We start from the raw sequence: 12,221 nt of genomic DNA, 5'->3' as shown, positions 1-12,221 counted from the left end.
AGGCTTCCTCCTAAAAGAAAGCCTTGAATCACGTTCAATCTGATTTGAGAATCCCAAGAGTCCACACGGCCTAGTCTTCGTGCAGGAGCGCCTGCAGGCGCCGGGCAAGGTCCGCGACATGGAAGGGTTTCTCGATGATCGGAAACTCGTCCACGGCGTGGTGCCGTTCCAATGCATCTCCGGCATAACCGGAGGTGAGCAGGATCTTGATGTCCTTGCACAGCCGTCTCGCTTCGCGCGCCAGCTCGATGCCGTTCATGCCGCTCGGCATCACGATGTCGCTGAACAGGAGCGCGAAGTGCTCGTCGCTCCTCAACATCTTCAGGGCCTCAAGTCCGTTGCGGGCACAGACAACTTCGTAGCCGAACGAGCTCAACATCGCCGAGGTGACCTCGAGCAGATCCTCATTGTCGTCGACGACGAGGATCCGCTCCGAACCTCCCGGTACGGCTCGTGCCTTCCGTTCTTGCACAGGCGCCTCCGGCGCCTTGTCGGCCTTGGGCAGGTAGAGTGCGACCGTAGTCCCTGCTCCCGGCGTGCTTTCGACAGTGACGTGCCCGCCGGACTGTCGAACGAAGCCATAGACCATGCTGAGGCCAAGCCCGGTCCCCTTGCCGACTTCCTTGGTCGTGAAGAAGGGCTCGAAGATCCTGTCGCGCACTTCGGGCGGCATCCCGCAGCCGGAATCCTTGACGGCCAGCCACACATAAGGTCCTGCCTGACACTCGGCCACGGCCCCCTGCTCGAGTTCGACATTCCGCGTCTCGATCTCGAGCACGCCGCCGTCCGGCATCGCATCGCGCCCATTGAGCGCAAGGTTGAGAAGAGCGGTCTCCAGCGATGAAGGATCGACATGGCACAGCCACAATTGCTCGTCGGTCCGCAGCCTGACCTCGCAGCCTCCCCCGACCGCTTGTTGGATCAGACCCTGGAATTCGGCAATGAGCTGATTCGCGTTGACGAGTTTGGGATTGAGTATCTGCCGCCGCGAGAAGGCGAGAAGCTGCGACGTCAGCTTCTCCCCTCGCTGGGTGGCGCGACGCGCCGCCGCGGCGTACTGCCGGACCTTGCCGATGTCGGCGGCATCCTCGATGAGGTCGAGGCTGTTCGAGACCACCGTGAGCAGATTGTTGAAGTCGTGCGCGATCCCCCCGGTGAGCTGACCGACCGACTCCATCTTTTGGCTCTGGTGGAATTGCTCCTCGATCAGCCGGCGCGCCTCCACCGCATGCTTGTGATCGGTGATGTCGCGAAGAAAGATCACGAGACCCTGGCTGGAGGGAAACGCATTGACCGCGTACCAGACCTGTCGACGCGTACAGAACACTTCGAGAAATGCCGGCCGCTGCGTTGATGTCACCTCCAGGATCTGGTTGGTGATATCGAGGTCATCGGCGTCTGGAAACGCCTCCGACAACGTCAGGCCCCTGACATCCTGCCCCTCCGCAAGGTCTGTCCAGGCGGGTCCGTTGAGATAGGTGAGGCGCCAGTCCTGATCGATGATCAGCACGCTGTCGGTGGTGCTCTCGAAGATCATCGTGATCCGGGCCGCGGCTTCCTCCGCTTTCTTCCTCGCGTCGGACAATTCCTGCTCGCGGTGTTCCAGCGCATCGGCCATGGTGTTGAATGCATCGGCGACCCGCGCGATTTCGGAAGTACCATGGATGTCCACCCGCCGGGTAAAATCGCCGAGCCGCCATCGGTTGGCGGCGTCGACCAATTGCCCAAGCGGACGACGGATGAACCGCCGGGCGCCCAACGATGTCAGGATCAGCACAAGCGCGGTACTCAGGATGATCAGGAAGACGCCGCGCTGCGTGCCGTGCTGGATTGCGGTGAATGCCTGGTCCTTGTCCAGGCCGAAGCTGATGAGAAGGCCTCCGGAACTGTCCGGCAGGGCTGCATAGCCGACGATCCGCTCCACGCCGTCGAGCTCCGTGGTGTCGGCCGCACCGGATTTCTCAAGGTGTGGTTCATGCCCTTCGCTCAGGGTCCGCCCGACAAAGCGCGCGTTGTCGGGATAGCGGGCAAGGTACCTCCCGTTGCGGTCCATGATTCCGAGCGCAGCTCCCACTGGCGCGCCCTTTCGCGCAATGTAGTCGGCGAGCCAATCCAGGCTGAGGGTTGCGATGATGGCGCCGCCCATCTGTCCGTCCTGCTCGTAGAAAGGCAATGCAAACTGAATGGCCTTTCGACCGGATGACAGGCCTAGCGAGAACTCGCCGACGGAGAATGCGCCGGTTTTCCGCAAGTTGGCGAAATAGGCCCTGCCCGAGACATCGACCGGCTTGCGATTATTGTCGGGGGTGCAGAACGTGATGCCGTTCAAATCGGTGACGACAACGGTGAGGAAAGCCGGGAATCGCTGCTTGATAGCGCCCATATATGCATTGCATGACTCGCCGTCCTTCGCCTTGATCGACGGAAGCTCCGACAGCGTGATCAGGACCTGATGAATTCCCTGAACGATCTGCCGTTGCTCCGCGGCGGCAAGTTCAGCCAGATTGAGCGCCTGGTTCTGCACCTCGATCTGGCGCGCGCGACGCAGGTCGAATTCATTATACGCTTGGATCGCTATTGCCGGCAGCAGAGCAACAGCCACCAGCACAAGCAGCCGTGATAGAAGGGTCACTTCCCATCACGCCCCAATCCTGACGCTCGCCCGCCATCGCGCCGTCGCTGCGCTGATCTCAATTGAATACGCAAAAACAATCTGAAGCATCCCATACCAAACCTCACTCTACTGGCACAGGATTGTGAGCGCGGGTTACAGTTCGATTTCAGCACGCGGAAAGTTGGGTTACGCCTGTAACGCGTCTTTCCTTGCCCGCGCGCTCGCAGGACCATCCGGCGGACGTCGCGCACAAAAGAAAATGGCCGGGAAATCCCCGGCCATTCTCAGTTAGCGCATGAAGAATATCGAATTGCATCCGCGATCAATGCTGCATTCCCTCCCCCGCAAGCGGGAGAGGTGAAGAACGTCACGCCTGGCTCGCGATCGCCTTGCCGAGCGCGGCTTGGGCCGCGGCCAGCCGTGCGATCGGCACGCGGTAGGGCGAGCAGGAGACATAGTCGAGCCCGACCTCGTGGCAGAACGCGACGGAGGCGGGATCGCCGCCATGCTCGCCGCAGATGCCGACCTTCAGGTTGGGCCGCGTCTTGCGGCCGCGCTCCACACCGATCCTGACCAGCTCGCCAACGCCGTCGCGATCGACCGAGATGAAGGGATCGATCTCGAGGATACCCTTGGCGATGTAGGTGCCAAGGAAGCTCGCGGCGTCGTCGCGGCTGATGCCGTAAGTGGTCTGGGTCAGGTCGTTGGTGCCGAAGGAGAAGAACTCGGCGGTCTCGGCGACCTTGCCGGCCATCAGGCAGGCGCGCGGCAGCTCGATCATGGTGCCGACCTGGTAGGTCAGCTTGGCGCCGGTCTCCTTCGTCACCGCATGCGCGGTGGCGTCGATCCGCGCCTTCACCAGGTCGAACTCGGCCTTGGTGGCGATCAGCGGCACCATCACCTCGAGCCCGACAGCCTTGCCGGTGCGCTTGCCGGCTTCGACCGCCGCCTCGAAGATCGCGCGCGCCTGCATTTCGGCGATCTCAGGATAGGCGATCGCAAGACGGCAGCCACGGAAGCCGAGCATCGGGTTGAACTCGGCGAGTTCGCGGGCGCGATCGGCGAGCCGGCGCGGATCGGTGTTCATCGCGCGCGCGACTTCCTCGATCTCGGCCTGGGTGTGCGGCAGGAACTCGTGCAGCGGCGGATCGAGCAGGCGGATCGTGACGGGGAGGCCCTTCATGATCTCGAACAGCTCGACGAAGTCGGCGCGCTGCATCGGCAACAGCTTCGACAGCGCGGCGCGGCGCGATTGCTCGTCTTCCGACAGGATCATCTCGCGCACCGTGCGGATGCGCGTCTCCTCGAAGAACATGTGCTCGGTACGGCAGAGGCCGATGCCCTCGGCACCGAACTTCACCGCAGTGCGCGCATCGTCGGGGGTATCGCCGTTGACGCGGACGCCCAGCCGGCGCACGCTGTCAGCCCAGCCCATCAGCGTGCCGAACTCGCCGGACAGCTCCGGCTCGATCATCGGCATGCGCCCGGCCAGCACCTGGCCGATGCCGCCATCGATGGTGATGACGTCGCCTGCCTTGAAGGTGCGCGAGCCGACGCTCATCGTGCCGCGGCCGTAATCGACGCGGATGGCGCCGCAGCCGGAGACGCAGGGCTTGCCCATGCCGCGCGCGACCACCGCGGCATGCGAGGTCATGCCGCCGCGGGTGGTCAGGATGCCCTCGGCCGCGTGCATGCCGTGGATGTCTTCCGGGCTAGTCTCGACACGGACGAGAATGACCTTGCGGCCGTCAGCCTGCAGCTTGGCCGCTTCGTCGGAGGAAAACACGATCTCGCCGGAAGCCGCACCCGGCGAGGCCGGCAGGCCGGTGCAGATGATATCGCGCTTCGCCGCCGGATCGATGGTTGGGTGCAGCAATTGATCGAGCGAGGCCGGATCGATCCGCGTCACCGCATCTTCTTTCGAGATCAGGCCCTCATTGGCGAGCTCGACGGCGATGCGCAGCGCCGCCTTCGCGGTGCGCTTGCCGCCGCGGGTCTGCAGCATCCACAGCTTGCCCTGCTCGACCGTGAACTCCATGTCCTGCATGTCGCGGTAGTGCTTTTCGAGCAGCGTGTAGATCCGCGTTAGCTCCTTGAACGCGTCGGGCATCGCGGTTTCCATCGACGGCTTGTCGGAGCCGCTCTCCTGACGCGCGTACTCGGTGATGTCCTGCGGCGTGCGGATGCCGGCCACGACGTCCTCGCCCTGCGCGTTGATCAGGAATTCGCCGTAGAGCTTGCTCTCGCCGGTCGAGGGATTGCGGGTGAAGGCGACGCCGGTCGCCGACGTCTCGCCCATATTGCCGAACACCATCGCCTGCACGTTGACGGCGGTGCCCCAGGTCGCCGGAATGTCGTGCAGCTTGCGGTAGGTGACCGCGCGCGCGTTCATCCACGAGGAGAACACCGCGCCGATCGCGCCCCAGAGCTGATCGTGCGGATCCTGCGGGAACGGATGGCCAGTCTCGCGCTCGACCGCTTCCTTGTATTTGCCGACCAGCTCGACCCAGTCGTCACCGGTCAGGTCGGTGTCCAGCGAATAGCCCTGGCTGTCCTTGAAGGCGTCGAGGATGTCTTCGAAGTGATGGTGCTCAAAGCCGAGCACCACGTCCGAATACATCGTGATGAAGCGGCGGTAGCTGTCATAGGCAAAGCGGCGGTCGCCCGAGAGATCGGCCAGCGCCTCCACGGTCTGGTCGTTCAGCCCCAGGTTGAGCACGGTGTCCATCATGCCCGGCATCGAGGCGCGGGCGCCGGAGCGGACCGAGACCAGAAGCGGGTTCTTGGCGTCGCCGAAGATCTTGCCGGTCAGCTTGCCGACATAGTCGAGCGCCTTCTCAACCTGCGCCTTCAGCTCTTTTGGATAGGTCTTCTCGTGCTCGTAGAAATAAGTGCAGACCGAGGTCGGGATCGTGAAGCCGGGCGGCACCGGCAGGCCCAGATTGGCCATCTCGGCGAGGTTGGCGCCCTTGCCGCCGAGCAGATCGCGCATCTCGGCTTTGCCCTCGGCCTTGCCGTCGCCGAAGGTGAAGACCCATTTGTTGGGCTTGATCGCCGCCACGGCCGGCTTTGACGCCGGCGCTTTCGTCACGGACTTCGCCACCGGCTTAGCGGGGGCCTTAGCAGCAGCCTTGACAGGAGTCTTAACAGGAGACTTGGCGGGAGCCTTGACCGGAGCCTTCGCCGCCACCTTTGGCGCGCTCTTCTTCAGCGCCTTTCGCGCCGCCGGAGCGGCCTTGCGGGCCGGGGCGGATGGCTTTGATTTCGCTGCGCTTTTCTCTGCTGCTTTCTTGGACTTGGCAACGGCTTTGGCCATGGCTTTCAACAATCCGGAGTGAGGGGCAAGAAGATGGGCGCCTTACACCACTTTGGTGTGTCGGGCGCAAGCTGCGAACGGGCTTTCGATCCTACAAATGCAGCCAGCGCAAAAGCCCCATGCCGACCAAGCCCACGAAGATCAGGTAGATCGCGACGATGAAGTTCAGCAGCCGCGGCATGACCAGGATCAGAATGCCTGCGATCAGGGCCACGATGGCAGGGACATGCGCAGCGGTGATGACCATTTGAGGAAGCTCCAGCAGATTTGTTCGGGAAGGAAATCGAATCGAGGCGGGTATTGTACTGGCATCGCGTTTTCGAGCGAAGTGTTACCGGTTTCGCATGAAGGAAACGCGTCAGACCGAGAATCGGCCCCCGCCCGCCACCACGGCCCAATATTTGAGACGTTCGACGGTTCAATCGGTTCCGCTATCCACGAAAATTGCTCAAAATTGCCGCGGATATGGCCGCGCTTTTTGCGGAACATCGGCGCGCGCGATGCATTGGCCCCACATTGTGCATCGGCAAAAAGCCGGCACTCGCGGCGTCTCAAAGGAGACCCCGCCTCAAAGCAAAATCGTCGCGAAGGAGTGAGCCATGCGAAACCGATTCCTTGCCGTTGCAGCGATGGCGTGCGCGATCAGTGCACCGGTCGCGGCGCAGGCGCAAGGCAGCGTCACCACCGGCGTTGTCGGCGGCAATACCGTTGTGGTCGAAGAAGGTGGCGGGATCACGGTCGATCAGCGGCCGGCGTTCCGCGAATATATCGTCCGCGAGCGCGTGCCGAACTACACGATTTCCGATCGCGTTGTGGTCGGCACCGTGCTGCCGGAAACCGGCGTGACCTATTACGACGTGCCGCAGCGCTTCGGCGGAACCCCGTTCCGCTACACCGTCGTGAACGGCGAGACCGTGCTGGTCGAGCCGCGCTCGCGTCGCATCGTTCAGGTGATCGACTAGTGACGAGCTAGCCTTGGACGTAAGCGAGTAGTCCGGGCGCCGCGCAAGCGGATGTGTGCGACAGCGACCGGACCCAAGAGCCCCGCCTGGCGCTCCCCTCCAGGCGGGGCTTTGCTTTTTAGAGCGTTTTCGAGCGAAGTGGACACCGGTTCGCGTGAAGAAAACGCGTCAAAACAAGAATCTAGCTAGAGCTTCGATTCTGATTCAATCAGAACTGAAGCTCTAGCGATCACGATCGCAGCATCGAGAGCAGCGTCGAGGTCGATTTGTAGTTCTTGATCGCGGCATCCTGGAATTCGGGCGTCCAGTTCGCCGCCATCCGCTCTTCGGAGCTCATCGAGGAATAGGCTTTCAGGATGCCGAGGCTGAGCTGGCGCGGATCGCCGGTTGACTGGCTCTGCTTTAGCGCATCGAGCACGGAGGCGCGCGTCCGCGCACTCAATTCCTGCTTGGCGGCATAGATCTCCTCGCCGGAGAAGCGATTGTCCTTGTTCAGGGTGATCGCCGACAGCGAGCGATTGTCGAGCGAGGACAGATCAGCCAATTGTCCGGTCTTGCGCTTGGGGTCATAGACCAGTTCCTTGCCGTTGCTCGCCGCCTCGCTCTTCTGGCGGTCGAGAAACCCGCGCACGTCGCTGGCGATATCGCCGAAGTTGCGGCTCTGGCCCGTCGCGGGGCTGGCCGTGCCAGCGAGCGCAGCCGCGATCGGATCGCCGGCAATTCCCGTTGGCGCCACCGTCGGGTCGGTCTGCGTCGCCTGATAGCCCTTGAACACTGCGGCGCGCTGGGCCGCCCAGGTCGCCGTCGCCTTCTCTTCCGGGCTTGCGCCGTCGAGATAATCCAGCGCCGCCTTGTAGCTGACATTGTAGTCGCCGGTCAGGCGCGTGGTCGCCAGCGACGGCGCCAGCGCGGCATCGAAGCGCTGCTTCAACGCGCTGGCCGCCACCGCCTGTTCGTCGGGGCTGAACTTGCCGCCATTGTTGGTCGAGATCGCAAACAGCGAGCGGCGATCCAGGCTCGAGAGATCGATCGTGGTCTTGCCATCGACCAGCGGTCCCTTCACGCCGGCTGCCGTATAGAGCCGGTCGAGCGTCGCGCGCGCGTCGTTCGTGACCGTCGTGAAGTCGAGCGGCGATGCTTTTGCGAGCTGCGCGCGGGCCGCTTCCGACAAGGTCAGGTTGGTCGCGCTGTTGGACGCGAGTGGATCATTGTTCGCGCTGTCATTGGATAGCGTCGATGCCAGCGACGGCGTCGCCGCCGCCCGCGCATAGGCCGAACCATATTGGGCGTAAGGATTGAGCGCCGTGCCGATGGAGGTCATCGGGAAATTCCTGCATTTGCGCGCGGGCGATTTCTTAAGAAACCGTTCACCCGTCGCGACCTTCGCAGGACGTGGTTAATGAGGGGTAAATGTTGCGGAATATTTCTGGCGCCCCACGCCGTCATTCCGGGGCGTCCGAAGGACGAGCCCGGAATCCATCGGGCGGCAGGGTACGCGGCGAAATGGATTCCGGGCTCGCGCTTCGCGCGCCCGGGAATGACGGCGTCAAACTCAATCCTGGATCTTGGAGAAATCCGCCACCGCGCGCGTCGCGGCGCGAATTTCATTCAGCAGCTTCAACCGGTTCTCGCGCACCTTCGGGTCGTCGTCATTGACCTTGACCTTGTCGAAGAACGCATCGACCGCCGGCCGCAGCGTCGCCATCACGCTCATCGCGCCGGCAAAGTCCTCCGCCGCGACCGCAGCACTCGCCTCGCGCTTCACCTGATCGATCGCCTTCGCCAACGCCTTCTCTTCGTCCTGCCGATAGAGCGACGGATCGGGCGCGCCGTCAAACGTGCGCTTGTCCCGCTTCTCCTCGATCGCAAGGATGTTGCTCGCGCGCTTGGTACCCGCGAGCAGGTTCTTGCCGTCGTCGCTATCGAGGAATTTCCCGAGCGCCTCGACGCGGCGGACGACGAGCAGCAGATCGTCCTGTCCACCGAGTGAGAACACGGCGTCGACGAGATCGTGCCGCGCGCCCTGGTCGCGAAGCTGGACTTTCAGGCGGTCGGCGAAGAAGACCAATAGTGACGGCGCGATAGCAATCGGACTCTCAGCGGCCTTTACAGCGTCACTCTCAAGCAACGTGGCGACGAAGGTCGTGATCGTCTTAATTAGACTAGTACGAATATTGTTCTCGAGGATAAGCCGTATCACCCCCAGCGCCGCGCGCCTCAGCGCATACGGGTCCTTGCTCCCCGTCGGCTTCTCGTCGATCGCCCAGAATCCGACCAGCGTATCGATCTTGTCCGCCAGCGCGACCGCCACGCTCACCGGATCGGTCGGCACGCGATCCGCAGGCCCCTGCGGCTTGTAATGCTCCTCGCTCGCGGCCGCGACGGACGCGTCCTCGCCTTGCGCCAGCGCGTAGTATTTCCCCATCAAGCCCTGCAGCTCGGGGAATTCGCCAACGACTTCCGTCAGCAAATCGGCCTTCGCGAGATGCGCGGCGCGTTTCGTCTTCTCGACATCGGCGCCGACCAGCGGCGCGATCTCCGCGGCCAATCGCTCGATCCGCTTGAGGCGCTCACCCTGCGTGCCCAGCTTCTCGTGGAACACGATCTGGTCGAACTTCGGCAGCCGGTCCTCGAGCTTCGTCTTCAGGTCCGTCTCGTAGAAGAACTTCGCATCCGCGAGCCGCGCGCGGATCACGCGCTCGTTGCCGGCGACGATGGCCTTGCCGCCGTCGGTGGCCTCGATGTTCGCGGTGAGGATGAACTTGTTGGTGAGCTTTCCGGTCTTGGGATCGCTGACCACGAAGCATTTCTGGTTGTTGCGGATGGTGGCGCGGATCACCTCGTCCGGGATCGACAGGAATTCCTCATCGAACGATCCCATCAGCGCGACCGGCCATTCGACGAGGCCGGCGACCTCATCCAGCAGCCCTTGGTCCTCGACCAGTTCAAGATTCTGCGCCTGCGCCAGCGTCTGTGCATCCGCCAGGATCATGTCCTTGCGCGTCTGCGGGTCGAGCACAACCTTGGCCGCCTTGAGCTTGGCCTCGTAGTCATCGAAATGGCGCACGGAGATCGCTGCTGGCGCCATGAAGCGGTGGCCGAACGTCGTTTGCCCTGCCTCGATGCCGTCGACCGAGAAATTCACGACGTCGGGCTGCTCGGTCTCGGGACCAAAGGTGGCCGTGATCGCGTGCAGCGGGCGCACCCAGGTCAGCGCGCCGGGCCTCGCCGAACGCTCGCCCCAGCGCATCGATTTCGGCCAGGGGAAGGTTCTGACGATGACAGGCAGGATCTCGGCGAGCACGTCGAGCGCGGGCCGGCCCGGCTTCTCGATCAGCGCGATGTAGAAATCGCCCTTCTTGTCGCTCTGGATTTTTGCATCGTCGATCGAGGCAAGGCCCGTGGCTTTCAAGAATCCCTGGATCGCGGGCTCGGGGCCGCCGACGCGGGGGCCGCGGCGCTCTTCCTTCAGATCGGGCTGCCGCGCCGGAATGCCGTGCACGGTCAGCGCCAGTCGCCGCGGCGTCGCGAACGCCCTGGCGCCTTCATAAATCAATCCGTCGGCGACGAGCTTGTCGGTCACCATGCGGCGCAGATCGTCCGCCGCCTTCGCCTGCATGCGTGCGGGGATTTCCTCGGAAAACAGTTCGAGCAGAAGATCAGGCATCAGGCGGCCCTGCCGGCTTCGGTGTGGACCCAGGCTTCGCCGCAGGCTTTCGCCAATTCGCGCACGCGCAGGATGTAGCTCTGCCGCTCCGTCACCGAGATCACGCCGCGCGCATCCAGGAGGTTGAACACGTGGCTGGCCTTGATGCACTGGTCATAGGCCGGCAGCGCCATCAGGTGCTCGCGCTGGTTGCCACCCTCGCGCCAACCGGCCGCGAGATATTTCTTGCAGGCTTCCTCGGCCATCCTGAACTGCTCGAACAGCATCGCGGTGTCGGCAATCTCGAAATTGTGCCGCGAATATTCCTGCTCGGCCTGCAGGAACACGTCGCCATAGGCGACCTTCTCGGCGCCTTCGCGGCCGTTGAAATTGAGGTCATAGACGCGGTCGACGCCCTGCACATACATCGCCAGCCGCTCTAGCCCGTAAGTGAGCTCGCCCGCCACCGGCGCGCATTCGACGCCAGCGACCTGCTGGAAATAGGTGAACTGCGACACTTCCATGCCGTCGCACCAGCATTCCCAGCCCAGGCCCCAGGCCCCGAGCGTCGGGCTCTCCCAGTCGTCCTCGACAAAGCGGATGTCGTGCAGTGCCGAATCGACACCGATCGCGGCCAGCGATTTCAGATAGAGCTCCTGGATGTCGGATGGCGACGGCTTCAGGATCACCTGGAACTGGTAATAGTGCTGGAGACGGTTGGGGTTCTCGCCATAGCGGCCGTCCTTCGGCCGGCGCGAGGGCTGCACATAGGCCGCGTTCCAGCGCTTCGGCCCCAGCGCGCGCAAGGTCGTGGCGGGATGGAAGGTGCCGGCACCGACCTCCATGTCATAGGGCTGCAGGATCACGCAGCCGTAATCCGCCCAGTAGCGCTGCAGCGTCAGGATCAGTCCCTGGAACGAACGTTCCGGGCGCATATGGGCGGGCAGGGAATCCATCGTCGGCATCGGTCTCGCGAGGCGGGGTTTGAAAGCGCGCGGACCGTATCGGCGGGAAGACGGGGAATCAAGGCGAACGCGCCTGCCCATTGCGCGAAAGATGCGTCCCACGTGCTTCGTCATGGCCGGGCTTGTCCCGGCCATCCACGTCTTTGGCATCAGCAGGAAGGAAGGGCGTGGATGCTCGGGACCCGGCTACGCCGAGGCTTCGCCGGGCACTCTAGTGTCAGTCCGGCGAAGCGATAGCGAAGACGGGCAAGCCCGGGCATGACGAGTATGTGAGTCCCTAGCCCGGGCGGTAGGCGCCGGTGACGGGGTCGCGGCGCAGGGTCGGAATCTCGCTGCGGCTGACGGCCTCGGCCATGTGGGCGCGACGCGCCTCTTCCAGTTCCTCGTTGATCCGCACGGCCGTGCGATAGGCCCAGCGGACCACGGCGAGCCCTCCCAAAACGCCCGCAAATGCGATCATGGCTGGCATCGGTCGATCCTTGTCGTTCACCTCTCAGGCCCCCAATAGCTGGTATTTTCGCTTAAGCTGGGGCGGTCCGCAATCAACCTTTTGGTATCGGATGCGGCAAACGGAAGCATCTTCAAAGCGTTTTCGAGCGAAGTGGACACCAGTTCGCGTGAAGAAAACGCGTCAAAACAAGACTCTAGGCCGTGTGGACTCTTGGGATTCTCAAATCAGATTGAACGTGATTCAAGGCTTTCTTTTAGGAGGAAGCCT

Annotated in this window: 10 protein-coding genes; 3 read left to right on the top strand and 7 right to left on the bottom strand. The window is 63.3% G+C overall.

The window, feature by feature from the left end:
* Window positions 1-70 precede the first annotated feature (70 nt).
* Both AAFX91_RS32320 and ppdK read right to left on the bottom strand, forming a co-directional pair.
* Complete coding sequence (locus AAFX91_RS32320) at window positions 71-2,632, bottom strand: ATP-binding protein (RefSeq protein ID WP_394569279.1); 2,562 nt, start codon at window positions 2,630-2,632, stop codon at window positions 71-73.
* Window positions 2,633-2,981: 349 nt separating this feature from the next.
* The gene (gene ppdK / locus AAFX91_RS32315) at window positions 2,982-5,705 is read right to left on the bottom strand and encodes a pyruvate, phosphate dikinase (protein ID WP_394569278.1); all 2,724 of its coding nucleotides are present in this window, start codon (window positions 5,703-5,705) and stop codon (window positions 2,982-2,984) included.
* A 76-nt stretch (window positions 5,706-5,781) separates the two neighbouring features.
* Here ppdK and AAFX91_RS32310 point away from each other — a divergent pair, with 76 nt between their 5' ends.
* Entirely contained in the window at window positions 5,782-5,952 is a 171-nt protein-coding gene (locus AAFX91_RS32310; protein ID WP_245476405.1) for a hypothetical protein, read from the top strand.
* A gap of 69 nt (window positions 5,953-6,021) precedes the next feature.
* On the opposite strand, the gene AAFX91_RS32305 is transcribed toward AAFX91_RS32310, so the two are convergent.
* The gene (locus AAFX91_RS32305) at window positions 6,022-6,177 is read right to left on the bottom strand and encodes a DUF3096 domain-containing protein (RefSeq protein WP_080663951.1); all 156 of its coding nucleotides are present in this window, start codon (window positions 6,175-6,177) and stop codon (window positions 6,022-6,024) included.
* Window positions 6,178-6,529: 352 nt separating this feature from the next.
* Between AAFX91_RS32305 and AAFX91_RS32300 the strand changes: the two genes are divergently transcribed.
* The gene (locus AAFX91_RS32300) at window positions 6,530-6,892 is read left to right on the top strand and encodes a DUF1236 domain-containing protein (RefSeq protein WP_130580422.1); all 363 of its coding nucleotides are present in this window, start codon (window positions 6,530-6,532) and stop codon (window positions 6,890-6,892) included.
* Between the two features lie 229 nt (window positions 6,893-7,121).
* On the opposite strand, the gene AAFX91_RS32295 is transcribed toward AAFX91_RS32300, so the two are convergent.
* From AAFX91_RS32295 to AAFX91_RS32280, 4 genes are all read right to left on the bottom strand, one after another.
* Entirely contained in the window at window positions 7,122-8,213 is a 1,092-nt protein-coding gene (locus AAFX91_RS32295) for a hypothetical protein (protein WP_394569277.1), read from the bottom strand.
* Between the two features lie 231 nt (window positions 8,214-8,444).
* A complete protein-coding gene (gene glyS / locus AAFX91_RS32290; protein ID WP_394569276.1) occupies window positions 8,445-10,559 on the bottom strand; it encodes a glycine--tRNA ligase subunit beta in 2,115 nt (704 codons plus the stop codon).
* The gene (locus AAFX91_RS32285; RefSeq protein WP_394569275.1) at window positions 10,559-11,494 is read right to left on the bottom strand and encodes a glycine--tRNA ligase subunit alpha; all 936 of its coding nucleotides are present in this window, start codon (window positions 11,492-11,494) and stop codon (window positions 10,559-10,561) included. The genes glyS and AAFX91_RS32285 overlap by 1 nt, the downstream gene beginning before the upstream one ends.
* Window positions 11,495-11,780: 286 nt before the next feature.
* Window positions 11,781-11,972, bottom strand: a complete 192-nt coding sequence (locus AAFX91_RS32280; protein WP_130582922.1) for a hypothetical protein — start codon at window positions 11,970-11,972, stop codon at window positions 11,781-11,783.
* Here AAFX91_RS32280 and AAFX91_RS32275 point away from each other — a divergent pair.
* Window positions 11,962-12,221 (top strand): hypothetical protein (locus AAFX91_RS32275; protein ID WP_394569274.1); only part of this gene is annotated, 260 nt, incomplete at its 3' end. The genes AAFX91_RS32280 and AAFX91_RS32275 overlap by 11 nt on opposite strands.

The organism is Bradyrhizobium sp. 31Argb (assembly GCF_043638955.1).
Lineage (GTDB): Bacteria > Pseudomonadota > Alphaproteobacteria > Rhizobiales > Xanthobacteraceae > Bradyrhizobium.
Note: the sequence above shows the minus strand (reverse complement) of the source record. Positions and strands in the feature narration are given on the sequence as shown.